Origin of the sequence: Massilia sp. CF038 (genome assembly GCF_900129765.1) — a bacterium.
GTDB lineage: Bacteria > Pseudomonadota > Gammaproteobacteria > Burkholderiales > Burkholderiaceae_D > Telluria_A.
Genome location: NZ_FQWU01000002.1, coordinates 591,372 through 616,378, shown reverse-complemented (window position 1 = coordinate 616,378; position 25,007 = coordinate 591,372). Strand labels below are relative to the sequence as shown.

17 protein-coding genes are annotated in these 25,007 nt (G+C 57.7%); 8 read left to right on the top strand and 9 right to left on the bottom strand.

All coding sequences use genetic code 11. The features are described 5' to 3' along the window. Window positions 1-20: 20 nt before the first annotated feature. The gene (locus tag BUC24_RS12885; RefSeq protein WP_073216628.1) at window positions 21-2,270 is read left to right on the top strand and encodes a TonB-dependent receptor; all 2,250 of its coding nucleotides are present in this window, start codon (window positions 21-23) and stop codon (window positions 2,268-2,270) included. 7 nt (window positions 2,271-2,277) lie between these two features. On the opposite strand, the gene BUC24_RS12880 is transcribed toward BUC24_RS12885, so the two are convergent. The 3 genes from BUC24_RS12880 to BUC24_RS12870 all read right to left on the bottom strand — a co-directional run bounded on the left by BUC24_RS12880 (window position 2,278) and on the right by BUC24_RS12870 (window position 4,635). Beyond that, complete coding sequence (locus BUC24_RS12880) at window positions 2,278-3,063, bottom strand: head GIN domain-containing protein (protein WP_073216625.1); 786 nt, start codon at window positions 3,061-3,063, stop codon at window positions 2,278-2,280. 103 nt (window positions 3,064-3,166) lie between these two features. Next, entirely contained in the window at window positions 3,167-4,051 is an 885-nt protein-coding gene (locus BUC24_RS12875; RefSeq protein WP_073216621.1) for an alpha/beta hydrolase family protein, read from the bottom strand. Beyond that, window positions 4,048-4,635: a TetR/AcrR family transcriptional regulator gene (locus tag BUC24_RS12870; protein WP_073216618.1), complete on the bottom strand. Its 588-nt coding sequence runs from the start codon at window positions 4,633-4,635 to the stop codon at window positions 4,048-4,050. Before BUC24_RS12870 ends, BUC24_RS12875 begins: the two co-directional genes overlap by 4 nt. A 123-nt stretch (window positions 4,636-4,758) precedes the next feature. Between BUC24_RS12870 and BUC24_RS12865 the strand changes: the two genes are divergently transcribed. Further along, window positions 4,759-5,400: a class I SAM-dependent rRNA methyltransferase gene (locus tag BUC24_RS12865; RefSeq protein WP_073216615.1), complete on the top strand. Its 642-nt coding sequence runs from the start codon at window positions 4,759-4,761 to the stop codon at window positions 5,398-5,400. Between the two features lie 137 nt (window positions 5,401-5,537). Next, window positions 5,538-6,692: a type IV pilus twitching motility protein PilT gene (locus BUC24_RS12860; protein ID WP_073216612.1), complete on the top strand. Its 1,155-nt coding sequence runs from the start codon at window positions 5,538-5,540 to the stop codon at window positions 6,690-6,692. A gap of 188 nt (window positions 6,693-6,880) precedes the next feature. Here BUC24_RS12860 and BUC24_RS12855 read toward each other — a convergent pair whose 3' ends face one another. Genes BUC24_RS12855 through BUC24_RS12835 form a run of 5 tightly spaced genes read right to left on the bottom strand, consistent with a single transcriptional unit; the run spans window position 6,881 to window position 10,999 of the window. Next, entirely contained in the window at window positions 6,881-8,155 is a 1,275-nt protein-coding gene (locus BUC24_RS12855; RefSeq protein WP_073216609.1) for a c-type cytochrome, read from the bottom strand. Beyond that, window positions 8,152-8,874, bottom strand: a complete 723-nt coding sequence (locus BUC24_RS12850) for a c-type cytochrome (RefSeq protein ID WP_373887973.1) — start codon at window positions 8,872-8,874, stop codon at window positions 8,152-8,154. Before BUC24_RS12850 ends, BUC24_RS12855 begins: the two co-directional genes overlap by 4 nt. A gap of 29 nt (window positions 8,875-8,903) precedes the next feature. Next, window positions 8,904-9,926, bottom strand: coding sequence for a hypothetical protein (locus BUC24_RS12845; RefSeq protein ID WP_073216606.1), 1,023 nt, complete (start codon window positions 9,924-9,926; stop codon window positions 8,904-8,906). Continuing rightward, window positions 9,923-10,513 (bottom strand): 3'-5' exonuclease, encoded by a 591-nt coding sequence (locus tag BUC24_RS12840; protein WP_073216603.1) that lies wholly within the window; start codon window positions 10,511-10,513, stop codon window positions 9,923-9,925. Before BUC24_RS12840 ends, BUC24_RS12845 begins: the two co-directional genes overlap by 4 nt. 9 nt (window positions 10,514-10,522) lie before the next feature. Continuing rightward, the gene (locus BUC24_RS12835) at window positions 10,523-10,999 is read right to left on the bottom strand and encodes a ProQ/FINO family protein (protein ID WP_073216600.1); all 477 of its coding nucleotides are present in this window, start codon (window positions 10,997-10,999) and stop codon (window positions 10,523-10,525) included. 431 nt (window positions 11,000-11,430) lie between these two features. Here BUC24_RS12835 and rpoD point away from each other — a divergent pair, with 431 nt between their 5' ends. The 5 genes from rpoD to BUC24_RS12805 all read left to right on the top strand — a co-directional run bounded on the left by rpoD (window position 11,431) and on the right by BUC24_RS12805 (window position 19,879). Beyond that, a complete protein-coding gene (gene rpoD, locus BUC24_RS12825) occupies window positions 11,431-13,896 on the top strand; it encodes an RNA polymerase sigma factor RpoD (protein WP_073216594.1) in 2,466 nt (821 codons plus the stop codon). Between the two features lie 234 nt (window positions 13,897-14,130). Further along, window positions 14,131-14,724, top strand: a complete 594-nt coding sequence (locus tag BUC24_RS12820) for a BLUF domain-containing protein (protein WP_073216591.1) — start codon at window positions 14,131-14,133, stop codon at window positions 14,722-14,724. A gap of 150 nt (window positions 14,725-14,874) precedes the next feature. Continuing rightward, a complete protein-coding gene (locus BUC24_RS12815; RefSeq protein WP_073216588.1) occupies window positions 14,875-15,888 on the top strand; it encodes a MerR family transcriptional regulator in 1,014 nt (337 codons plus the stop codon). Window positions 15,889-16,168: 280 nt separating this feature from the next. Continuing rightward, entirely contained in the window at window positions 16,169-18,226 is a 2,058-nt protein-coding gene (locus BUC24_RS12810; protein ID WP_218606506.1) for a PQQ-dependent sugar dehydrogenase, read from the top strand. Window positions 18,227-18,646: 420 nt separating this feature from the next. Continuing rightward, on the top strand, window positions 18,647-19,879 hold the full coding sequence (locus tag BUC24_RS12805) for a hypothetical protein (RefSeq protein WP_073216581.1): 1,233 nt from the start codon (window positions 18,647-18,649) through the stop codon (window positions 19,877-19,879). Window positions 19,880-20,003: 124 nt separating this feature from the next. Here BUC24_RS12805 and BUC24_RS12800 read toward each other — a convergent pair whose 3' ends face one another. Further along, on the bottom strand, window positions 20,004-24,452 hold the full coding sequence (locus tag BUC24_RS12800) for a PIN domain-containing protein (RefSeq protein ID WP_143167506.1): 4,449 nt from the start codon (window positions 24,450-24,452) through the stop codon (window positions 20,004-20,006). Between the last annotated feature and the right edge of the window lie 555 nt (window positions 24,453-25,007).

Here is a 25,007-nt window from a genome sequence, read left to right as displayed (position 1 = left end):
CTTTCCAAAGAGAATAATAAGTGAAACCTACCTGCATCATCTTTGCGGCTGCCTGTGCAGCCCCGCTGGCGTTCGCCGACGACGCCGTTGTCATCATCGAAGGCGGCCGCCCCAGCTCGCTGCCGACCGCCATTCCCACCACTATTGAAAGCATCAACGGGGCACAGATCCAGCAACGGATCAACGCCACCGACAGTGAAGATGCCCTCAAGTATTTCCCCAGCCTGAATGTGCGCAAGCGCTACATTGGCGACTACGACCATGCAGTGCTGGCCAGCCGCGCATCGGGCACCGGCAACAGCGCGCGTTCGCTGGTGTATGCGGACGGCATTTTGCTGTCCAATTTGCTGGGCAATGGCGCCACTTACACGCCGCGCTGGGGTTTGGTTTCGCCCGAGGAAATTGAGCGCGTGGATGTGCTGTACGGACCATTTTCGGCGGCGTATCCAGGCAACTCCGTGGGCGCGGTGGTCGATTTCCAGACCCGCATGCCAGACAAGCTAGAAGCGCACGTGCGCATGGCCGCGTTCTCGCAGCCGTTCGCTGTGTACGGGACCAATGACCGCTTCGGTGGCCGCCAGGGCAGCGCCTCGCTGGGCGACCGCAGCGGCGCCTGGTCGTGGTGGGTCGATGTATCGCGCCTGGACAGCCGCGGTCAGCCCATCGCCTTTGCCAACAAGGCGCTCGCTTCCGGTGTCGTCAGCAGCGCCGGCTTGCCCGTGACGGGTGCCGTGGCGGACCGTAACCCGTCCGGCAATCCATGGTGGATTCTCGGCGCGAGTGGGCAGTCGCATACGGTGCAGGACCATGCAAAGGTCAAGCTGGCCTGGGATCTGTCGCCCATTCTGCGTGCCAGCTACACGCTTGGCTGGTGGGACAACGATGCGCGGCGTGGCACCGAATCGTACTTGCGTGACGCCAGCGGCGCACCTGTCTATCGCGGCGACGCCAACAACATGATCAACATCGCCGGCCGCCGCTACGAGCTGCGCGCCTCGGATCTGGCGCCGTCCACGGGCCGCCTGGCGCACGTGATGCACGGTCTCTCGCTCAAACAGCACAGCAAGGGCGTATGGGATTGGGAAGTCGCTGCAAGCAAATACGATTATGTGCGTGATGAAGTGCGCACGCCAACGGTGCCGGTGGCCGGACTTGATAGTGCGGGAAGAGGGCAGCTGACCAACCTTGGCGGCAGCGGATGGAATACCTACGCCATCAAGGGCATCTGGCGGCCAGTGGCAAGCCACGTTGTGGAAATGGGCCTGCAAGGCGAAACGGCCATGCTGCGCAATGCGGTGTGGGCCAGCACCGACTGGCGCGGCGATGCCAATGGTGCGCGCCTGTCTACCTTTAATGGCAATACCCGGCTTCAGAGTCTGTATCTGCAGGACGCGTGGAGAATGAATGCGCAGTGGAAGACCACACTCGGCATGCGCTATGAGCACTGGCGCGCCTTTGGCGGCGAGATCTCGAATGCCAGTTCGGCAGCGCCTTTGCCTTTCAATGAGCGCAGCGAAAACAACTGGTCGCCCAAGGCGGCCGTGGCCTGGAAGGGCGAGGGCGACTGGGGCCTGAAAGCGTCGCTCGGGCGCGCGGTGCGGAATCCCACCGCGGCAGAACTGTTCCAGGGTTCCATCGTGGACCAGGTGATCATCAACCGCGATCCGAATCTGCATGCTGAAAGATCATGGACTGGCGAACTGACCGCTGAACACGGCCATGGCGATTCGTTGCTGCGCGTGACGCTGTTCCATGAAACGACGCGCGATGCCTTGTATTCCCAGGCGCTGACGGCGCTGGTCAATACTGTGCAAAACGTCGGGCGCATCCGCACCAACGGGCTGGAAGTGGCGCACCAGATGGACCATGTGCTGGTGCCTGGTTTGAGCCTGACCAGCAGTGTGACGTATGCCGATTCGATCATCGCCGAGAATGCAGGATTTGCGGCGAGCGTCGGCAAACGTCAGCCGCGCGTGCCGGACTGGCGCGCCAATTTCATGGCGGCCTGGCAGATCGATGACAAGTGGAGCACCACGCTGGGTGTGCGCTACAGCGGGCGCCAGTTCGGCACCTTGGACAACAGCGATCCGAATGGCGAAACCTACATGGGTGTGTCGCGTTACACGGTGGCCGATGTGCGGGTGCGCTATCGCTTCAACCGCCAATGGAGTGCGGCGGTCGGGGTGGACAACCTGAATAACGCGACCTACTGGGCGTTCCACCCTTACACCCAGCGCACCGTTCTGGCGGAGTTGCGCTGGGATTTGTAATGGTGCCTCAGCGCGGTGCGCCGCCCAGGCGTTTGGTGCCGCCCGAGCCCACCACCGAACGGCTGATCTTCGGGTCGCCGAAGTAGTTCACGTCACCGGAGCCGGCGATCGTCACGCTCAGCACATCGCTGGCCCAGACGGTCGCCTCGCCGGAGCCGGCAACGCTGACGCTGGCCTCGCGCGACTTGACCTGACCCAGGTCCACATCGCCCGAGCCGCCAATTGAAATCGAGACCGTGCCGGCATTGCCGCCGCCGGTTTTCAGGTTGCCGCTGCCGCCCACGCTGACCGATACCGTATCGGCTTCCAGCGCTTTCAGGTTGATGGTGCCGGAGCCGCCCAGATCAATGGCCAGCTTGCCCGCCTTGAGCGCATCGGATGCAATGGAACCGGAGCCGCCCAGCGCAATGCGGTTGATTTCCTTGGCGGTGACGATGATCTTCATGGCGCGCGTAGTGAAATTGGACGTGCGCTTGACGGGGCGGATTTTGAGCGTGCCGTTTTCGATCACGGTTTCCACTTGCGCCAGCAGGTTGTCATCGGTTTCGATGGTGACGCTTTCGGTGGTGCCGATGCGCAGTTCCATGTTGGCCGGGAGGCTCAGGTTCACGCCAGTGAAATGGGCAAGCTCGCGCTTTTGCGTTTTGATGACGCCACTGCCTTGAATGCGTTCGCCACCCATCCACTCCAGCGGGGAGGCGACGGCCTGAGTGGCAGGGATCGCGCAGGCGATCATGGATACGGCCAGAGCGATCTGACGCAGGGTGTTGGCGGCGGTGGATGTTGGATGCATGGTCGGTCTCCTTGTTTATCTGATGTTGGCCATCATAGGAAAACCGGCCGGCGCGCGCCCGCCGTTTGCGACAAAACGCAGCGAGCGCCGGACAGAATGCAGTTTAGCGCGACAGTCGGGCAGGGCTGGTGCGGCCGTTATGTTCCAGCCATTCCAGCGCGCCTTGCCACAGGGGCTGGCACTGCTGTTTGAAGTAACCCATGTGGCCAATCGGTCCCATGCCGGCCAGGCGCGGGTCGATGTCGGTCTTGAGCCACTGCACATTGCGGTAGCCGCTCATGAACGCATCGCGCGATTTGGGCCGCGCCCACAAGTCGTCCAGCGCATTGCAAGCCATGATCGGGCTACGCACGCTGTCGAAATTGGCGGCCAGGTGCGCCATTGCCGGGTCCTGGAAAAAATAGCGCGGGTAGGTGCACCAGTGCTTCCACTGGCGGTACACATCGATTGGCAGATCCTCGCCCATGCCCAGCCAGCTCCAGGCCAGGTAGCCTTTCAGGCGCACGATCAGCGGGCCAATCACACTCCACATCAGTTTGACGCGCAAGCGTTCCGCCAGCGGCATCCAGCCATGCCAGCCGGCGCCGGTGGCAAAGGTGTACAGCGCGTCGACCTTGTGGTGGTTGGGCAGCAGGCCGAAGGCGTGGCCACCATACGAGTGGCCCACGATGTACAGCGGCAGGCCGGGCACGCTCATGGCGTCCACCGCCGCGGCGAGGTCCTGGCGGCCCCAGTCCAGGTAATTCATGCGGAAGCCTTTCAGGCTCGCCGGGCGTGAGCGGCCGATGCCGCGGTAGTCCAGCGTCATCACGGTGTAGCCCTGGCTGCGGGCAAATTCAGCAAAGCGGCGGTAGAAGCCTTGCGGCACGCCGGTGGCGCCGGCCACCACCAGGTGACCCCGCGCTTCGCCGTGGGCCGGGTAGCGGGTGGCGGCAATGGGGTAGCCGTCGGCGGTGGTGAGGGTGAGTACTTCAGTGGGGAAGTTCATCGGTCTTGCTCCTTGGGGCGGTGCAGCGTCAGGAGGGAGAGGAGGGCCTCGCCCACTAAATTCATCGGTTCGGGTGTGCCGGCCGCGCGGGCCTGCAGCAGGCCGCCTTCGTACGCGGCGAGAATCAGCGCGGCCAGGGCGCTGGCGCTGGCAGGCGGGTAGCCGGCAGCGGACAGACCCTGTTCCATGCGCAGACGGATACGCGAAAAGCCGGCGCCAAGAGCGGCGCGGATTTCAACATCGTCGGCCGTGGTTTCCAGCGCGATGGTGGCAAGCGGGCAGCCTTTTTCGTAGCCGCTGCCAGCGAGCCGCTTCTGGGCGCCGTCGATCCAGGCCATGACGGCGACGGCGGGGTCGCCGGCGCTCATGCGCTCGTCCAGCAGCAGACAAAGGCGGTCGACGGTGGCTTCGACGGCGGCCACGGCCAGTTCGGTTTTGCCGCCGGGGAAGTGGTGGTAGAGCACGCCCTTGGGCGCCTGTGCAGCAGCGAGCAGCTCGGTCAGGCCGCTGCCATGCAGGCCGCGGCGCTGCAGGGCGTCGACCATGGCGGCAATCAGGCGGGTGCGGGCGTCCGGGGTTTTCATGAAGTTTATGCTATAGACCGATCGGTCTAATGGCAAACAATTTCTTATCTGGCTAGAGGGGAGGCTCTAAATCCCCTCACAGGCAGTATCATGTGCGCTTGAAACATCTAACACTGGAACCCCATGCTGATCATCACCATCAAACAGGGCAAGGAAAAAAGCTTGCTCGCCGGCGAAACCTGGATTTATGCCTCCGCAGTCGAAAAAGTGGACGGCAAGCCGAATGAAAAGATGAAGCCGGGCGCCACCGCGATTGTCCAGTCTTCGTCGCAGCAATTTCTGGCACGCGCTGCCTACAATTCGAAGTCGCAGATCCGCGCGCGCGTCTGGACCTTCCGCGAAGATGAACCGATCGATCATGCGATGATCAAACGCCGTGTGAAAGCTGCGCTGGAAAAGAGCGCGCCGGCGGCCAAAAAAGCCCGCCCGGAAGAATTGGTGCGCCTCATCAACGCCGAGGCCGATGGCTTGCCTGGTTTGCTGGTGGACCAGTTTGGCGGCAAGGCCGGTTACCTGATCTGCCAGTTCCAGGCGGCCGGGGTCGATGCGTGGAAAGTGCCTATTGTGCAAGCCTTGCTGGCCGAAACGGGCTGCAAGAATGTGTACGAGCGCGCTGACGAACTTGTGCGCAAAGGGGAGGGCCTGGCGGTCGTGTCCGGCGCCTTGGCCGGTGATGAACCGCCCGACGAAGTGTGGGTCACACGGTCCGGCGTGCGGATGTCGACCGACTTGAAAACCGGTTTTGAGCGGCCGTTCCGCAAATAAGCGCTTCAGCAGGCGGGAATGCGGTTTTTCCGCATCATTTTGTGTATCTTTGACGCAATCTTTCCGCACCGCATCTGGCTACTCGTCTTATAATTAGTCGCACAATTTTGTCGCTGACTAGAAGAGACGACCGCCAGATGGAAAACCACCAGTCCTCGCAAATTCGCACGCTGACCTACATCGAGAACGAAGACCACCCCGTCTTCGGCACGCTGGTCGAGCAGATCCTGCACTTGCTGAACTCGAAGCTGATTTTCAGCGACATCATCATTCATCAAAACAGTCCGCTGATGCTGCGCCAGCCAAAAGGGCTGGTTGCGGTAACGGATTCGCCGATCACCAAGGAAGAACTGGAAGAGTTCTTTGAAGTGATTGAGCCAGACTGGAAAGAGCGCATTGCCGACCGCGCGTTCGATCGTTCGATCGATCTGCATACGGCCCGCATTCGCGCCAACTGCTTCACGTTCCAGGGCAAAAAACGCCTGGGCTGCGTGGTACGCCGCTTCCCGAAAGAGCCGCTGGCGATCAACACGCTGGGCTTGCGCGCTGCGGAACAGGATTTTGCCAAGCTCACGAGCGGCCTGGTACTGATTATTGGCGACACTTGCCAGGGCAAGTCGACCACGATTGCGTCGATGCTGGACGAGATTAACAAGACCCGTTCGGGCCACATTATTACGATTGAAGATCCGGTCGAGACTTTGATTCCGCAGCGGCACTGCATTATTACGCAGCGCGAAGTGGGGCATGACGGTGACGTGGAAAGCTACTTCAAGGGTGCGCTGGACGCGCTGCGCGAGCGGCCGGACGTGATCGTGATTGGCGAGATTCGCGATGCGGAAACCGCGCAGGAAGCGCTGGCGCTGGCTGAATCGGGTCCGCTGGTACTGGCTTCGTTGCATGCACGTTCCACCGAGCTGGGGCTGCAGAAGATGCTGCGTTTGCTGGGTAACTCGGAGGCGCAGGCGCAGGCACTGGCTAGTGCTTTGCGCGGTGTGCTGTGCCAGGCTTTGCTGCCGTCGATTCAGGGCGAGCGGTATTATCTGGCGACGGAATGCTTGACGTCGAATCCTGAGGTGGTACGGATTATTGAAGCGGGGCGCGTAGGCGAAGTGCGCACGCTGATGGATGGCGGGACCGGCAAGTACAACGCGGGTTGCCATTCGATGAATTCGGCGCTGGTGAATCTGCTGCGCGAGAAGAAAATCAGTATGGATGATGCGCGTAATGCGACCACGGACCGGATTGGGTTTGCGGATGCGTGTTATACCGCCATGCTGGACGCGGCCTAAGAACCAAACACATCGCCCTCGCGAAGGCGGGGGCCTATGCCATTGCACCGAATTCGGACAGATGGCATGGGCCCCCGCCTTCGCGAGGGCGATGTGGCGATTAATCGAGGGCGATGTGGCGATTAATCGAGCGCGATGTGGTGGTTAGTCGAGCGCGATGTGGTGGTTAATCGAGGGCGATGTAGGGGTTAGTCGAGGGGGACGCTTCGGTAGCGGTTCACTTCTGATGGCGTGACCGGTGGCGCTTTGTTACCCCAACTTGCGCGCAGGTAGCTAACTACTGCCGCCACTTCCGCATCATTCATCACATGCCCATAAGGCGGCATTCCGTACGGCCTCGGATTGCCCGCCGTCGATGGCGCAAAGCCCCCATTCAACACGATCCGCACCGGATTGACCGACTCGCGCGTGGTCAGTGAGCGATTGCCTCCCAGCGGCGGATAATGCGGCGGCAACCCTTTACCGTCAGCCCCGTGACAGTCAATGCAGTGCGTTTCATACAGCTTCTTGCCCTGCGCAATAACCCGGTCAACATGCGGACCGCTAGGCATGTCCAGCGGCGCGGCAGGCTGCGCCGGCAATGCCTTCAAATATACCGCCATGGCAGTGGCATCATCATCGCTCAAGTGCTGCAAGCTTTTCTGCACCACTTCAGCCATTGGTCCGAACACGGTCGACCTTGGCGAAACACCGGTCTTGAGCAGCTGCGCAATGTGTGGCACCTCCCAGCTGCCCAGCCCCGCCTCCTGATCGGAAGTAAGGGATGGCGCATACCACCCCAAAGTCTGAATCATCCCCCCGGAAAGCCCGTCTGCACTCGCGCCCAGCGGATTGCGGCTGCTGTGGCACGCCACGCAATGGCCCAGCCCTTCCACCAGATAGGCGCCGCGGTTCCATTGCGCGTTCTCGGTTTTGATTGGCTCGTACACGGCCGGCTTGAAGTACAGCAGACGCCAGCCCGCCAGCATGAACTGCTGGTCGTAAGGGAAGCGCAGCGCGTGCGGCTGGTTCGCTGCCTTCTGCGCTGGAATCGTGCGCATAAAAGCAAACAGCGCATCGGCATCGTCACGCGTGACGCGGGTGTAGCTGGTGTAAGGGAAGGCCGGATACAGCAAACGCCCATCACGCGACTTGCCGTTGTGAAGGGCGCGCCAGAAATCGTCCGCGCTCCAGGCGCCAATGCCGGTTTCGCGGTCGGATGTAATGTTGGGCGCGACCAGGCGCCCGAACGGCGTCTCGATGGCGCGCCCGCCAGCATAAGGCGCGCCGCCGCGCGTGGTATGGCAAGCCATGCAGTCCCCCACTTGCGCCAGATAGGCCCCGCGCGCAATGTTCTCCGGTGTGGGCGCCGTGGCAGCGGCTGAACTGGATGCGATTTTCTGTTCGCGCGGCCAGGCGATGATCACCGTCAGCAGCAACAAGGCTGCGATAAATCCAATCGCCAGAAGTATGGTCTTTTTCATGGCACGCTCCCGCACGCAAGGGGAAGGGGCTTGGCCATGCTGTCTGCCGGGCGCGGATCTGGCGGCAGCGGCTGCAGGCCCAGCCAGCTGGACACGGCATTCACATCGGCCAGGCTGAGGCTACGGGTGATGTCGGCCATGCAGTCAGGCGCCAGTGCGTGACGGGTCTGATTGCGCCATGCGCCAAACTGCGCGTTGATGTAGTCGCGCGGCAGCCCAAGCAGGCCCGGAACTGCCGGGGCGACACCGGTCAGCTTGTCGCCATGGCAGGCCACGCAGGCCGGCACTTTGAGCGCGGCATCGCCCTTGGTTGCCAGCACGCGGCCACGTTCAAGGACGGCAGCGCTGGCGTCGGACGGCTGGGACGGCGGGGAGGGCAGGTGTTGCGAGGCGAAGTAGTCGGCGATCTCGCGCAGGTAGGCGTCGGACATGTGGTCGACCATGTAGGTCATGAGCGGAAACTGGCGCCGGCCTTCGCGGAAGTTGACCAGCTGGTTGTACAGGTAGCCTGCCGGCTTGCCCGAAATGCGAGGGAAATATTGATCGTTGACGTCTTTTTTGGCGTGGCAGGCAGTGCAAGCCATCAAGCGCTGGGCCATGGTGTCGGGCAACACCGGGGGGCGGTCAGCTGCGCTGGCGGGCAGTGTCAGCCAGCACGCAGCAAACAGGGCGGCAATCCGGAGAGTGGTTGGCATGATCATGTTGGTGTTGATGATCATGCCATTGTCGCACGGTGCGTGCGCGTCTGCTATTCGAGCCGTTCGGAAACGCCGCGCGAACAAATATAGATGGCTAGCAAGGTTGGCAGGACAACCTGCGCGAATAGCGCGCCGCCAGGTTTGCCGCCTGCTTCCAGGATAGACCAGATCCAGACGAAAATCAGCGTAACAATGTACCAGTGGCGTCCGGCCAGACGGCCCAGCGTCAGATACATGCCGCTGGCCAGCCAGCCGATGCCGGCGATCACGCCGTAGAGGGCCGGCGGCGTCGTGCCGGCCATGGCAAATGGCGCGAACGCGTACACCAGGCCAAAGACGGCAATCAGTCCGCCAAGCAGTTTCGGCGCTTCTTCAGGCAAGCCAGAATTGGTGTAGCGCGCAGCTGCCGCGAAGCCAAGCAGCAAAATTGCGCACAAGGCCAGCGGGATCGTAAACGGCCCGGCAACCTGTTTCTTGGCCCAATTCTTTTGCACCACCAACGCGGACGGGGCCTGCAGACTATATTCGCCATCGACGACGGTCACGCGTACTTGTACCCCGCGCAAGGCTGGGGGAACCGAAATAGCGGCCAATAGCTGCCTGGCGGGACCGGCCTCGATCTCGGCGCCGCTTTCCCAGCGATGGCTGAGCAAAGTGGTGGTCACGCCGCCCACTTTGACGCTACTGCGTTTCGCCGTTTCCGCCCGCCGGCTGTTGCGCAGTTCTTCGGTGTGCGGATAGCTGCACACCTCGGTCCCCGGCACGCAGGCCTGCAGCTTGAAGTTGCCAACGACTTCGCCAGCGTTATCGGGTTCGGCCAGATCGGTGTAGGCAGCGTAATCGAGGATGTAGCGGATCCGGCCAGTCTTCTGCTTCACTGGCAACGCCGTAACCACCGTCGCCGGGCGCGAACCTTCAGGCACCAGATCGGACACGTAAAAGGTTTTGGTACCAATGATCTGGATCGGCTTGGCGGGATCTGCCGGGTGAATGTTCAGCTCGGGTAAAGGCGCCAGTTGCGCGCTGGCCAGCAAGGGCAGGGCGGCAAGCGCAAGCAGGAGAAACCGCTTCAAACGGTACCTGCTTGTCCGCTGCGCCAATGACGATAGATTTTCAGTGCGACATGGGCATCGTCGGCCGCATACAGAATCTGCTTTTCGGACAGGCGCGGCATGGCCCAGTTGGTGGTGGTGATTTTTTTCGACTTCTGCAAAGTCTTGCCGAAGTAGCGTGCCACCGCAGTCTTGGCGCCCAGCGTGTTGCGTTCGCCTTTTTTGCGCAGCGCAGTCGACAGGTCCAGCACATTGGCCGCCTCGATGCCAAGCTTCGCGCGCAGGCGCTTCACGTCGTCCTGCAAGCCAAAGCCGACTTTCAGGATCGCAGGCGATTCCAGGATTTCTTTGAGAACGGCAACGGCAGGCGTGGCGCCGATCTGGAACAGGAAGGCAACGTCGTCCGTCGCCAATTGCACCAGATGCGGGCCGGTGGACACTTCACCCTTCATGAAAGTGGGCTTCGATTCGGTATCGAAGCCGATCGCTTCCATGGCCGACAAGGCACTCAGGGCCTCGGCCGCGTCCTTGTCGGTTTTTACCATGCGCACGTCAGCCATCTGGATGCCGTCGTAAGGCGGCAACAATTCGTCTGATTCGCTAGTCATTAACGGTGATTAAGTATTGCGTGAAAACTTGGAAGCAAGTTGCAGGAGCTTTTCCTGGCGCATCTTGTTCGCTTCTTCGGCCTGGGCGGCATCGCGCTCGGCCTTCTTGCGTTCAGCTTCTTTCTTGAAGCGCTGCTGCAAGGTTTCCTTCGCGTGGGTGCGATGGGTGTCGGTCACTTCGGCGCCGGCAGTGCCGTCCAGGTCGAAGCGGACGGTGGCTTTTTCCATGGCGCGCAGATAGCGCAGCGAGCCGGTATGGATGCCAAGCGCAGTGCGCATGGTCTTTCGGTCCAGTTCTGGCATGCGGGCCAGAATCTGTTTGTCGATGCCAATGGCCAAAGGCAGGCAATCGCGGAAAGCTGGAAACTGTTGCTGGAACTGTTTGAGCAGGGATCGTGCGGTCTGGGTGGGAGCTGCTGCGGGAGTGGCAGGCGCCGGTGCGTCGGCGGACTCGGCGACAAGACTAGTTGTATTCATTGACTTCATTGTAAGAGCTGGAACCGGAAGGATAGCATGGGCACATTGCCAAGTGCGTGGATTTTATTCACCTGAAGCCCCATTTCAGATGAGCGGAAGGGGGCGAAATCGTGTATCATCGACCTCTTGCCCTGCGTGCGTTTTGATGCGTCGCAGAGTGTGTCAGAAGATGAAAGAGGCAGCCTGGCGTTCCGCAACATACGCTTTCGTTATATCTGGTATTCAACATATCAATTATCGCGATAACTTGCGTTAGTGCATAATAGGCTTTGTTCCCTCTATTCTTGGTTGGATAGTAGATAAAGCCCGTTCCGCTAGCGGGCTTTTTTTCGTTCTGCCACACACGCGGTCCAGGCGACCGACGCCGCCCCTAGCGGGGCCACCCTTTACGTTCCATCGGGCCTTTTTTCAGGCCGGGTGGATTATTGACTGGAGTTTCAATGACGACCAAAGCCAAGACCCTGACCCTGACTGCCGCCAAAGCACCGCGCAAGAGCGCTGCCCAGCTGGCCGTACCGAAAACGGCGACCTCCTACTTCCTGGAAACGGAAGCGGCGGCCAAAGTGACGGTCGTCAAAAAGGGAACGCGCCTGGCCGCTGTCGATGCCGCCCTCGAAGTGGACGCTGTAGAAGCGGCCAACGAAGTGGCCACCGTGGTGGTGCGCAAGCGCTCCAAACTGGCCGCGCGCGACGAAATGGTTGCCGAAGCGTCGGAGCCGGTGGTCAAGGCGCCAGCCAAGGCCCGCGTTGCCAAGAAAGCCATTGAAACCGAGCCGAACGTGATTCAGACCGCCGGCCAGTCCGTAAGCCAGACCACCGACGCTGCCGCCCTGGCCGCCATCGACACCTCCGGCTACCTGCTGCCGTCGGTCAAGGTGCCTGGCCGCCGTGGCCGCAAGCCAAGCGAATTCACGCCGGAAAACGACGAAGTCGCGGCGCTGAACGCGGTTGAGCGCGCCGAACTGAAAGCCGTATCCAAAGCCAAGGAACGCAAGGCCAAGGGCGGCGTGGTGCTGGCCGCCGATCCAAAAGCGACCGAAGCGGACATGGAACGCCGCCGTACCCAGATCAAGAACCTGATCAACATGGGTAAGGAACGCGGCTACCTGACCTACGCAGAGATCAACGATCAACTGCCGGAAAACATCATCGATCCGGAAGCAGTGGAAGGCATCATCGCCACCTTCAACGACATGGGCATCGCCGTCTACGAGCGTGCACCGGACGCAGAAATGATGCTGCTGACCGACACCGTTGCCACCGCCACCAGCGACGACGAAGTAGAAGCGGCTGCCGCGACCGCGCTGTCGACCGTGGATTCCGACTTTGGCCGTACCACCGACCCGGTGCGCATGTATATGCGTGAAATGGGCGCCGTGGCACTGCTGACGCGCGAAGGCGAAATCGAAATCGCCAAGCGCATCGAAGGCGGCCTGAAGGACATGGTGCAAGCCATTTCCGCCTGCCCGACCACGATTGCAGAAATCATCGCGCTGTCGCACAAGATTGCCAACGACGACATCAAGGTCGACGAAGTGGTGGACGGCTTTGTGGACCTGAACGAATCGAACGCGCCTGCCGCGCCGGTGGTGCACACCGCGTCGGATGACGACGAAGACGACGAAGAAGAACACGAAGAAGAAGACGGCGACGCCAATGGCGGCGCGGCCGGCTTCTCGACTGAACAGCTGAACCAGCTGCGCACTGGGGCGCTGGAAAAGTTTGCCCTGATCGAAGCCGAGTTCGACAAGATGGCTGCCGCCTTCACCAAAGACGGTTACGGTTCGCCGAAGTACGTGAAGGCGCAGGAAGTCATTTCCAACGAACTGCTGGGCATTCGCTTTACTGCCAAAGTAGTGGAAAAGCTGTGCGACACCCTGCGCGGCCAAATGGACGAAGTGCGCCAGATCGAAAAAGCCGTGCTGGCCATTTGCGTGGACCGCTGCGGCATGCCGCGCGCCCACTTCATCAAGGTATTCCCAGGTAACGAGACGGACCTGGAATGGGTAGACCGCGAAGTCGATTGCGCCTACCCGTACTCGACCGTGCTGAGCCGTAACGTACCTGCGATCAAAGAACTGCAGCAGCGCATGATCGACCTGCAAGCGCGCGTAGCACTGCCGCTGGCTGACCTGCGCAAGATCAACAAGCAAATGGCTGCTGGCGAAAAGCGTGCCCGTCACGCCAAACGCGAAATGACGGTCGCCAACTTGCGCCTGGTGATTTCCATCGCCAAGAAATACATCAACCGTGGCTTGCAGTTCCTGGACTTGATCCAGGAAGGCAATATCGGTCTGTTGAAAGCCGTGGACAAGTTTGAGTACCGCCGCGGCTACAAGTTCTCGACCTATGCGACCTGGTGGATTCGCCAGGCGATTACGCGTTCCATCGCGGACATGGCGCGGACCATTCGCGTGCCGGTGCACATGATCGAGACGATCAACAAGATGAACCGCATTTCGCGTCAGATCATGCAGGAAACCGGCAGCGAGCCGGATCTGGCCACGCTGGCGCTGAAGATGGAAATGCCGGAAAACAAAGTGCGCGAGATCATGAAGATCGCCAAAGAGCCAATTTCCATGGAAACGCCGATGGGCGAAGATGGCGATTCGCAACTGGGCGACTTCATCGAAGACAACACCACGCTGGCACCGCTAGATGCGGCCCTGCATGCGTCCATGCGCAACGTGATCAAGGAAGTGCTGGACTCGCTGACCCCGCGCGAAGCGAAAGTACTGCGCATGCGTTACGGCGTTGAAATGTCGAACGACCACACGCTGGAAGAAGTGGGCAAGCAGTTTGACGTAACGCGTGAGCGGATTCGCCAGATTGAAGCGAAGGCCATGAGCAAGCTGCGTCAGCCGTCGCGTTCGGACAAGCTGAAGAGCTTCTTGCATAACCACTGATCTGGGCGTGCCTTGGCGCGCTTTGGATGAAAAAAGCACCTCTGTGGAGGTGCTTTTTTTGTTTTAGCGCGACTGGCAAACGGTTTTCTTCACTGTTCTTGGCCTCCAAGGCCGCATTTGCGGGTCAGCGTTGACCCGTTTATCTTCGGGAATCGTCCGCATACGTACGAATTGTCTGCTAAGCTTTATTTATTTACTTTTGGCAATAATTCTACATTTTCGAGGCGGCGCAGGATGAGCAAACTGGTACAAATTATTTACATCAGCAGGGCCTCCGCAGCGCCCACCAAGTCCGGTAACGCTGTCGATCCGGTCGTGGCAAGAATTCTGGCCAAGTCGCGTGCAAACAATCGCAAAAATGGCCTGGTGGGCGTGCTGTATTTCGGCGATGGCTGTTTTTTCCAGTGTCTGGAAGGTGACGAAGCAGCGGTCAATACTTTATACGCCAAGCTGGAGCAGGACGAGCGCCACCGCGACCTGAAAATCATTTCGCGCACCACCATCGCAGCGCCTACGTTCAAAGACTGGTCGATGAAATACGTGCCGATCGAGCAGGACATGGCAGCACTGTTGCGCCGTCACAGGCTGGCGTCGTTCGATCCATATCAGTTCACACCGGCCATGACAGCCGACCTGATCGAGTTGCTGCATAAGACACCGGAACCCATGCCAGAGCCGGTTGTGCCTTCGAAGAACCGCAAGGCGCCCGCTGGCATCCGCGGCGAGACCGTTACGGCGCGTTCGCGCCTGCCGCTAGTGTTGATTGGGCTGGTCTCACTAGCAGTCATTGGTGGCCTACTCGCGATCATGATGCGGTCATCCGGCTGATAGCGATTACGTAAGCCGCATAAACCCCAAAAGCAGCAATGCTTTTGGGTTTTTTTCACATTGGGCCCCACTTTTAGCGTAAAACAGCTTGACCCTAACGTAGCGTAAGGCCGCAACCTGGCAGCACGCTGAAACAACGGAGAAAAAAGAATGTTGAAAATTGGAGAGCTGGCGAAACGTTCCGGATTAACGGTGCGCACGCTGCATCACTATGACGACATTGGTCTTCTTTGCCCTTCAGCGCGTTCCGATGCCGGCTACCGGCTTTACCACCGCGACGACATCGCACGCCTCCACCAGATTCAGGCCTTGCGTCGCTTTGGTTTGTCGCTGACCGACATTGGTGCTTTTCTCGACAGGCCGGATGGGAGTCTGGCGGCCGTGCTTGACCGGCAGATTACTGCGCTGGATACGCAACTGCAGCAAACCGCACAGTTGCGCGAGCAGCTGCAGCGCTTGCACAGTCAAGTAACCGCAGGCACGCAACCGGACCTGGCCGAGTGGCTTACTACTTTGGAGTTAATGACGATGTACGACCAATATTTTACGAAAGAAGAACTCGCCGAATTGCCATTTCTGGCGCCGGACACTAAGGCTGCAAAGGAGTGGAGCGAACTGGTTCAGCGAGTGAAGACTGCGATGGGAAAGGGGCCGGCAACGCCAGCAGCGCAAGCGCTGGCGATGGAGTGGATGGCCAAGCTGGAATGGGATACACGCGGTAACGCTGACATTGCCGTGCGCCTGACCGACATTCAGATGCGGGAGCAAGCAGTGATCGACCAGAACGGGATTGATGCGGAGGTGCTTGCATTCATTCGCGAAGCCTACACGCAGAAGCGACTGGCGATATTCAAGAAATATCTGCTGCCGCATGAATATGCCTACATGGATGCGAATTGCCGGACGCGCGCGCAGGAATGGCCTGCGTTGATAGCGGCGATGCATAAGGCGATGACGGATGGGCAGGCGCCCAAGGACCCGGCGGTGCGTGCGTTGGCCCTGAAATGGCTCGACTTATCGCGGGATTTGGGTGGAGAGGATCCCGCGACGCATGCGCGCATCCGTCTCGCCTATGAGCGGGAGCCTGACCTGATGGTTGGAACGTGGATTTCCGATGATATGAAGCCGTTTATTGGCGGGGCAATAGCTGCCGCCGTCGGATGATCGGATCGACCCATTTTTCCAAATTATGCACCGCAATGGGGCGTTGTGAACGTTAAAAGGCGCCTCGATCGAGGCGCCTTTTTATTGCTGAGCACGTTTTTATTGGGAAGCTCGCGTGCGGCTTGCCGGTCGCGATGGTTGGGCGTATTCTTAAGCTCATTACTTTTTCGCACAATTGTTCAAAGTGCAATTTCTGCTTTGCTAGTCAGCTAGATTGCTACCTCGACTATCGAGCGTCCCACACTAAATTACCTTGAGGTTGAATCTTATGCGACACGCTATGAGCGGTTCGAATTACGCACTCGCTTCCATTTTTGCCAGCATGGGCAGCCTCCTTGCCGTTCCTAGCTACGCGGCAAATCCCGCGACCTTGATTAGCGCGGCATCACAGCGCTGTCTGGACGTAGCCAAAGGCAGCCAGGCACCTGGAACACCGGCCATCATCTTCGACTGTCACGGCGGCGCCAATCAAAAATGGGAATTCACCTCCGCTGGCGAATTAAGAACCTTTGACGGCACCCGTTGCCTGGACATCAAAGGTGGCAGCACCCAGCCACAGGCTGTAGTGCAGTCTTACACCTGCCACGGCGGAGCAAATCAGAAGTGGACGCTCCGGTCCGACAAAACCATCATCAATCCCGCGTCTGGCTTGTGCCTTACTGTGAAAGGGGCCGCAACGGCCAATTCAACCGGCATTGATACCTGGCGCTGCGAAGGCACGCCGCATCAGCAATGGACTGTCGGCGGTACCACCACACCACCGACCGACACCCAGCCACCAACACCGCCAAGCGGCCTGGCAATCAGCAACCTCGCGTGCCGCTCTGCCACGCTGACCTGGAAGGCCTCTACCGACAATGTCGGTGTCGCTTACTACGATATTTATCGTGACGGCCAGGCCCTAGGCACGGTGAACGCGAGTACGCTCACCGCGCAGCTGGTTCTTACGCCTGGCGCGACGTGGGGTGTCTATGTGAACGCCCGTGACGCGGCTGGCAACGTTTCGCAAGCCAGTACTTCGCTTCAGGTAAAAGTGCCGCAATGCGAGTCGGACACGCAGCCGCCATCGGTGCCAACTGAGTTCCGTGGCACGGTGTCGGGCACCACCGCGACCTTGAACTGGGCTGCGTCAACAGACAATGTTGCGGTCACCGCATACGATATTTATCGCAACAGCGCGAAGATTGGCGCCACCGGCACGCTTGGCTATACCGATACCGGGCTGGCGGCCAACACGACTTACCAATACAACGTGGCCGCGCGCGATGCGCAGGGCAATGTATCGCCACGCAGTACGACCGTTTCGCTGACTTCGGGTAACGCGTGTACCGACGTGATTTGCTCGACCACCCAGGTGGCGACCGAAACCGATATTCCGTGGGGTTTGGTGGCACTGCCGGACGGTACGATCATGTATAGCCGGCGCGATGCGAAAGACATTATTTTGTTGAATCCAACGACCGGCGTGAAGAAGACAGTCGGTGTCGTTCCGAACGTGCAGGGAACCGATGGTGAGGGCGGCCTGCTTGGCCTCGCCATCCCGCCTGGCTTCCCAACGACGGATCCGTGGCTGTACATCTATCACACCACCGCGACGGACAATCGTATCGTCCGGATGCAGTATCAAAACGGCGGTTTGAATACGGCCACGCTTGAGGTGTTGCTGAAGGGGATCGGTCGGAACAAGTTCCACAATGGTGGGCGCCTGCGCTTTGGGCCTGACGGCAAGCTGTATGCCACCACGGGCGATGCGCAAAATGGCGCGTACGCGCAGGACGTCAATAACCTGGCAGGCAAAGTGCTGCGCTTGAATACGAACGGGACGCCACCGGCTGATAATCCTTACGGTAACTATGTCTGGAGTTACGGTCACCGCAACCCGCAAGGCTTGGCTTTCGATTCGAGCGGACGCTTGTGGGAACAGGAGTTTGGCGATACGCAGGATGAAACGAACCTGATCGTTAAAGGCGGCAATTATGGCTGGCCGAATTGCGAAGGCGTGACCTCCCGGTCAGGGAGCGGTTGCGCGACGACTGGTTACATCGTACCGAAGCAAACCTATCGCAATTCGGAGGGCTCGTGCAGCGGCATTGCCATTGTTCGAAATTCGCTGTACGTCGCCTGCCTTGCCGGCAAGCGCTTGTACCGCAGTGATATCAGTGGTGATGCGCTGACTAATGTGCGGCAGTTCTTTGTTGGGACGTATGACCGGTTGCGCACTGTCGAGCCTTCGATTGATGGGAATCTGTGGATGGCTAACAGCGACGCGGCGGGGGATAAGGATAGTATTCCGAATAATACGAATACGAAGATTTTTAAGGTGACATTGAAACCATAATTTATTTTGGACTAAAGAGCGCCGAATTTAAGGCGCTCTTTTTTTGAGCAGAGTTTTTCAAGCCTGCAAGGCAGGAACGCTTGCGCCGATGTTATTTGCAAACGGAGGCGACGAGCAGCAAGCGTATCATTGATCGTCAGTAGGCCGTTTTTTTTAGGCCTAGCCGTTTCAGTACGTGATTGATTCTGTGTGCCATCTCCCCATCAAACGGCTGGCAGAGCCGTTGAACTTAACCTATCTAGTAGCTGTTGCGCTTAGTATAATTTAAAACCAATGCCTTTAGAACCGCGAAACCTCTGACTGACTTACCGGCGAAACAATTAGACTGAATGAAACTCAATTCGTTCCTAAAATCGTAGATTGCGTATTAAATGTGTTCTGAGCGTCAAGGTAAATTCGTTTTACGCACTGGAGATTCATATGAATATGGGTTGGAAGACAAAGAACAAAAACCTTAAACCATCCGTAATTTTAGAACGCATCAAGGGTATGGTGGAGATTTCTGAAGGTCGAGTGTCATTCAAAGGATCATCTGTGCAAGAAGACTTGTTGACCTTGCAATCTATGTTAGTGTTTCCCAGCGATCTCAGCGATATTGACAAGCGCCGCATTCTCTGGCAGGCCATCGCAGAGGCCGCTGCGGGACAGTTGAACGCAGAACGTTTGATGGAGTGTCTTAGTTCCATCGTAAAAAACGAAAACAGCGTGCGAGAAGACGATTATCTTTTGTTAACCAGCATCTCGTTGAAGCGAAATTTTCGTGCAAAAAAAATTCTTAGTGATTTAGGTGGGATCGATTTTATCGGTCGACCGGCACGGAAATTTATATCGCGCTCCGCCGCGATTGCTGAGTCAGCGTTTCACCCTATTCAGTCCACGGGAACGTACGAAAACATTTTGATACATGTTCGATCAAAATCCGCGACCAGGGCAGCTACTAAAGCCCTTCGGGTAATCGATCTGCAGCGCGGGATTTGGTGCTACCTGGCGAATTTTGAAATGCAATTTTCATCCAACGAGTGGCGACCGATCAATCGCATTCGACTCGGGCAGATCCATACACTTCATAAAAAAGATGGCTTGCTTGCTACCTCGGTTATTTGGCACGAGCCGAACTTTGTGAGTGCGGATTTGTATATTCCCGAACATCCCGGGATATTTTTGAAAAATGCAGCATGGATACGCCGCCAGATTAATACATCACAATACAGAGATATTCTTGAGAGTGCGCTTCTGAGGTACGTTCGCGCGCTCGACGAATCTGACCAGAACGTCGCGTTGATAAAATTATGGGGTGCACTAGAAGGTTTAGCGTCGCCTCATGAACAGAATGCAGATGCGATTGTACGTCGCTGTTCATTTCTTTATGAGACACCCCACTATTACTCCCAGGTGCTCGAGCATCTTCGCGAGTATCGTAACAAGAGCGTGCATGCCGGGGACCAGAGTGAGAGTGCGATGCTTCAATGTTACCAATTGCAAGAGTTTTTCCGGTCCTTATTTCTGTATCATTTGCGTTGTTCACCTGAAGGAGTTACTTTTATTCAGGCCAATGCGTTGCTCGACATGCCTACTGATCATGCACAATTGCTGGAGAAGCGCGGAATAATCGAGCGAGCGATCAAATTTCGCACGCCCATGGGCGAACGCTAATTTTCCGGGCGTGACGAACAGCGGTTTTCGGCGACCTGAATGCCGCGTTCTGTGCGGCACACGTGAGTTGTGCACCTTTAAATCTCGACTACATTCAGCGAATTTACGATACTCTTTTGTTGGACTAAAGCTCCCTAACTCGGACTTCGGGTGAGGCTTCAGTCGAACCCTTAGAAATGGAACCTTTAACGGTCGGTGGTTCCGCAAGTTGCGAAAACTCCTGATCATCCCTGTCCTTTTTTATGTGGGCAATCATCGGGGGATTACTGCACATCAACACTTGGACGTCGTTCAAGGACTGGACTTTTCGCGGAAGAGCAGATGCCATCTCTGCTCGTCGGACGGCCAGAGCGAGCAGGTGCTCCCGCGCTGGATTTCCGTTAGAAAATTCTCTTTGGGCAGCTACCGTGAGCGCTACTGCATACGACTTCGGACAATCCTTATGCCTAAGCAGCGCTTCTCCGGTGCGCTCCAATAGAGTTGCAATTGGACCGAAGTGACAGTTGCTCTCAGCCAGGAGTTGCAAAAAACCGAACATTACGTCGGCTGCAGAGTAAAAATCTGTATCAGGTGATGCGAGGTAATCGTCAAGCACCGTCATCCCGTACCGCAGGTAGCCAGTCCCTTGGTATGTCATAAACAATAAGTCTCTGCTGTTCACGGAAATGAACGAACGGTTGGCCAAGAACTGCTTGATAATGGCGTGCGAGTAATCGTCCTCAGTGATAGCTCCTCGCTGTCGTGCCATCTCTAGTAGGGCCTGCGGCCAAACGCCTTGTAGTCCAAAAACTGCCGAGGCGAAGGAGCGCAACCGTGCGTCGACGGATATCAAGGTCGCCTCCTTCTCAACCGCGAGCAGCAGAACTGCGTGCTCTTCTGGGGACACCGCACCTTGAACTTGCTTTGCCAATGTCGCGGAGTCCTTCGTTCCGTAGGCGGGAGCAACTGCACAGTGTGCCTTGATAGCGGCTGTCATTCTTCTTAAGATTGCCTCTTCAAAGGCTTGGTCCTCGGCAGTTCGCGCCCGAAACGCGAGTTCACCGTCGTGAATGAAAGCGGTCCCTTCGGTGCGGCCGATGAGGGCCTCTGCCAGGTGTCCCTCAATTAAGTCCCGCGTTGCAGAGGAAACCCATATTTTTGGAAGCAACGACAGCAAGTCCAAACCGTCAATCCGGGCGAGCTCCGCCAGCGTAGCGCCGTCCAGGACATATCGTCCCTCTGACTGAAGGAGTCGTTGCACCGCGGTTTGGCGCTCTGCACGGTCTCCGCCTCCAACGCATAAGGCAGGGCCATCGCTTCGCCAACCTAAAACGATGTCCAAGACACTTTTACCAAGTAGCGTGGAGAGGCCGCCCAAGGTAATTGGGGACGTGTGGTACACATTTAAGATGCGGGCCGCACGTTCATGAGTCCGTTGAAGTTGCTTTTCCAAGGCGCTGAAGTCCATCTTCCCGGCTTCATCATGTCCAATTGACACTGATATGGCGTACCTAGAGGGAACCAATGCGGTTTTGTGCGCCAATTGTGACAGCTCAAGGAGTCGGCGAAAGGCAGATTGGACATGCGTGACCAGATATAACCGACTACCACCGAAACCGTCGGACACGGTAATGTGCTTTCCCACGTGTGCGCCGAGTAGCAGCTTAGCGACATCGGATTCGGGAGCGACGAATTCAGTGGTTGCAGGAAGGTCCTTGAATCCAAGCGGGTCGATGGTGTACACGACCGTCGTATCTTCATCAGTAGCTAGTGAGACAGATGTACCTGGCCCTATAACGTCAAGAGTGTCCTCCATAAAAGGGAGGTCATCCGTAATGGTAACGTGTGCAATAAGGTGTGCCGATGCCGCTTCCACGCTTTCCAAATTCGTCCGACGCATGGCGTACAGCCGGCGCATCGCGCGGTTCTTTTGGCCGTGCTGAATCTCAAGCGACGCAATCTGCGTTAATTCGCGTACCTTCCCGTTAAGCACCTCCGGAATCGTCGATATAATATCCTCAACTTCATGTTCGTTTTGGCGCCCGGCAACCATTAACTGAAAGAGCCAGCTGCCAGCCGCAGCCGGGAAATTGGAGATTTGCGCCGGAGCTAGCCGGCCGAGTAGTTCCCAATCGCCGGCCTTTAGTCCCAATTCAATTGCAAGCGAGCGAGCTTTGCGGTCACACATCCAATTCGAGGAAAACGAATCAATAAGCTCCTTGGCTTTGACCCTTTGATCCAGACGTACATAGCAGTACAACAGGTCGTTGTGAACTTGGCTATGTAAGCCATGAGGAAGAATTAGTTCGTAGGCCTCCGCAGCTTTGTCGAGACGATTGGCGAGTAACATTAGTTGCGCGATTAAGAATCGCTCGCCTGAGTCGCTCGTAGTGACCAACCGCTGTGCGGCGGAGTCAATCAACTTTGCGGCTAGGGCGGGGGCCTCGACCAAGAGAATGCGGCCTGCAACTGCCAGTTCAGCAATCGAAGACGTATCGTCGATAATGGTAGCTTGTATTTCGGCGACTGCCGCCGCCTTGTCGGATTGGAACATTGCCTCCCAACGAAGCGCAATTAACATTTGTTCGAGCTTGGGTTCGCGTTTCGCGAGCAGCAGTGCGGCCGAGAACGCCGCATCCACCCCGGCTACGTCGCCACGTTCGGCAGCAAACTGGCCGAACGCGGCTAATCCATCTTTGGGTAGGCGGTGCAATTCAGCTCGGCCGCGGTCAAGAGCGAGGGCAACGCGATCCGTGGACGCGAGTGCATCCATTTCAACACGCACAAGGTCTGCGGAATCTACGCTGTGCGAACGAGCCTCCGAAATAACGTTGAGTGCTTCTTCGGGGTTCCCTAGAATGGCAAAAGCAGCCGAAAGGTTATGGGCCGTTGCGGCTAGTGTTTCCTTACTCTGTAAAGTCCACAGCCGCTGCCCTCTAGGTGAAAAAGCGTTCGCTGCCGTGGTTAGGGCGGCTGCGTCTTCAGCGTCGACAATTTTGAATGTAGATATGAACGCATTACCCAGAGCTTTCTCCAAGCAAATGCTCAACGCAGCATCTCTCGTAAAAAAGGTGGCAGTCGGTTTAGCAATCGCAGCGAGAACTATGCTGACAGCTTCTGCGATAGCTCCGTGCTTGTGCTTAGCCCAGGCAACTATTTGAAGCGCGTCCGCCTCGTCTCCGTGTCCCGGAGGGATGTCAGCAAGGTCAAGGTCTTCGCCATGAAGGAAGCTGGCGTTTGCTGTGATTTGCCAAACTGCCAACGACTCTGGAAACTTTGCCCTGGCAACAAGTCCTGCGGCAACTGCGCCGGGAATATTATCTTTCAACAGTAGACCTCGAACCCGCGCAGCTGCCAACTTGTCGTCGTCGTCGCATAGGTCTGCAGCTGCCAAGAAATCGTCAGCAGCAGCCTTCGCGCCCTCGATATGCCAACGACACGCCGCCCGCATGAGCATTAGACGGGCTTGCTGGTGCCTATCGAACGCGCTCTGGTCCCTGCCGAAAATCTGAATTTCTTGGAACGCATCCATGTACTGTAAGGCTTTGATGCGCTTGTTGATTGCATCAAGTTGGCCCGAAACCAGCTTGTTTATTGAATTGATTCGCGCGGCCGGCATGGCGTCATCAACCGTCCGTGAAGCCTGGTCTCGAGAAAGCCTTTCGATGAGTCCGCTGAGTCTGGTTAGTTCACTTGCAGTTGAATCTGAACTTTGCGTGGGCGCCGACGATGCAAATATATCCAAGGTGGAGATATTGACACCTCGCGCGGTCGCAAACAGCAGGTTTAGTCGACTCCCGAGGATTTCGCTCAGATTGTCGAACGTTACCGTTGCTGCGTCCTTGTTTAAACCCATGCAGCAATTTATCAACTCTGCCCAGACTTCTTGTGGGTCAAATTTCTGCTTGGAAAGAATCGTGGCCATTTGAATATCCTTCAGGTATCCCAGATGCTCGGGTGTCTTTTCCCGGTTCAGGTCCTGCGGATAGAAATGCAAATGCTTAATGAAATCGAAAACTTCATCGTCTGTGAGGGTCCGGTCTGCGAATTGTCCTGCTACCCCGCGAATGGCCGCGAGCGCATTCCGGTTGCCCGCGTTGCTAAAGCGTTCCTTCTCGACTTTAAAAAGAAATTCGGCAGTGGTGGCTGAACGGCGGGCCCAGTCGGTGACCGTACTCGCAGCGCTCATTGCATGAGCCGAGGCGGTATCATAGACGAGAAAGAAAGTGTCATTTCCTCGCGTGAATGTGGCTGGATTAACAAAGTCGGTCCACGCGCCGCCAACTGCATCCGAGAAAACTTTATCTTTTTCCCTGGCGGTCATCGAAAGCTTCATTTGTAGCAGAACTCGGCTTTGTACCCCTGCACGGTCTTCAAATGTGCATATCAAGTCGTCGGTATGGTGATCATGTACGCGACCCTGGAACCTGAGCTCGACCACACGTCCGTCCGTTTTTCCGGGAATGGGGTGTCCCAGGCACATTGCCAAGAGCCTCGAGGCTTGAACGCGACTCTCAAAAGTGTTACCCGCACCGCCTGTGGCGGCTGGGTTCGATATTCCCTTCGGTTTGTTGGTCTTTTCTTTTTTCTTCATGCCCATAACCGTTGATAGTCCAGCAAAGGGAATCGTTATCCAACATGACAGCTTGAGCAGCAAGCGTGCAGGGCGGACAATTTTTGTAACGGCTACATTTTTCGCTTCGGCACCGCCCAGGGTGCCTGGCCCCCTATTTGTATGGCGTCTTTGGAGAAATTTAACCCGAGAGATAAAGGCGGTCCTAAGGGGGCTGACGAGTCGGGCTTTTACAAAACATCTACGTGGTACTGAATTGACTAATCATGTGAACCTACTGTGTAAAAAACCAGCAGTCAAGTCAAAAATTACACCGTCAGGTGGGCCAGTCTCGACATATGGCATTCTCGGAGATGCAAATGCAACATTCTGCTCGGTCGCTAGTGGTGCCAACTGTTTGTACTGAGGCTTGTGAAATTTAGTGGAACGTTATTGGGAGAAAATTAACATTTGCGCGATTTACGCTAGCGGATAGGAGATATCAGTTCCTGTTCAGGGGGGGCGCAAAGCTGCTGTGTTCTGGTTGCGGCCCCATTGTAATCGTTTCCGCACGCTGGCCGGCTGGCCCTCAAATAT

Excerpts from the sequence above, each read along its gene's own strand:
- BUC24_RS12880 (WP_073216625.1), bottom strand. The coding sequence starts at position 3,063 with ATGCATCCAACATCCACCGCCGCCAACACCCTGCGTCAGATCGCTCTG.
- BUC24_RS12875 (WP_073216621.1), bottom strand. The coding sequence starts at position 4,051 with ATGAACTTCCCCACTGAAGTACTCACCCTCACCACCGCCGACGGCTAC.
- BUC24_RS12870 (WP_073216618.1), bottom strand. The coding sequence starts at position 4,635 with ATGAAAACCCCGGACGCCCGCACCCGCCTGATTGCCGCCATGGTCGAC.
- BUC24_RS12865 (WP_073216615.1), top strand. The coding sequence starts at position 4,759 with ATGCTGATCATCACCATCAAACAGGGCAAGGAAAAAAGCTTGCTCGCC.
- BUC24_RS12860 (WP_073216612.1), top strand. The coding sequence starts at position 5,538 with ATGGAAAACCACCAGTCCTCGCAAATTCGCACGCTGACCTACATCGAG.
- BUC24_RS12855 (WP_073216609.1), bottom strand. The coding sequence starts at position 8,155 with ATGAAAAAGACCATACTTCTGGCGATTGGATTTATCGCAGCCTTGTTG.
- BUC24_RS12850 (WP_373887973.1), bottom strand. The coding sequence starts at position 8,874 with ATGATCATCAACACCAACATGATCATGCCAACCACTCTCCGGATTGCC.
- BUC24_RS12840 (WP_073216603.1), bottom strand. The coding sequence starts at position 10,513 with ATGACTAGCGAATCAGACGAATTGTTGCCGCCTTACGACGGCATCCAG.
- BUC24_RS12835 (WP_073216600.1), bottom strand. The coding sequence starts at position 10,999 with ATGAAGTCAATGAATACAACTAGTCTTGTCGCCGAGTCCGCCGACGCA.
- rpoD (WP_073216594.1), top strand. The coding sequence starts at position 11,431 with ATGACGACCAAAGCCAAGACCCTGACCCTGACTGCCGCCAAAGCACCG.
- BUC24_RS12820 (WP_073216591.1), top strand. The coding sequence starts at position 14,131 with ATGAGCAAACTGGTACAAATTATTTACATCAGCAGGGCCTCCGCAGCG.
- BUC24_RS12815 (WP_073216588.1), top strand. The coding sequence starts at position 14,875 with ATGTTGAAAATTGGAGAGCTGGCGAAACGTTCCGGATTAACGGTGCGC.
- BUC24_RS12810 (WP_218606506.1), top strand. The coding sequence starts at position 16,169 with ATGAGCGGTTCGAATTACGCACTCGCTTCCATTTTTGCCAGCATGGGC.
- BUC24_RS12805 (WP_073216581.1), top strand. The coding sequence starts at position 18,647 with ATGAATATGGGTTGGAAGACAAAGAACAAAAACCTTAAACCATCCGTA.
- BUC24_RS12800 (WP_143167506.1), bottom strand. The coding sequence starts at position 24,452 with ATGAAGAAAAAAGAAAAGACCAACAAACCGAAGGGAATATCGAACCCA.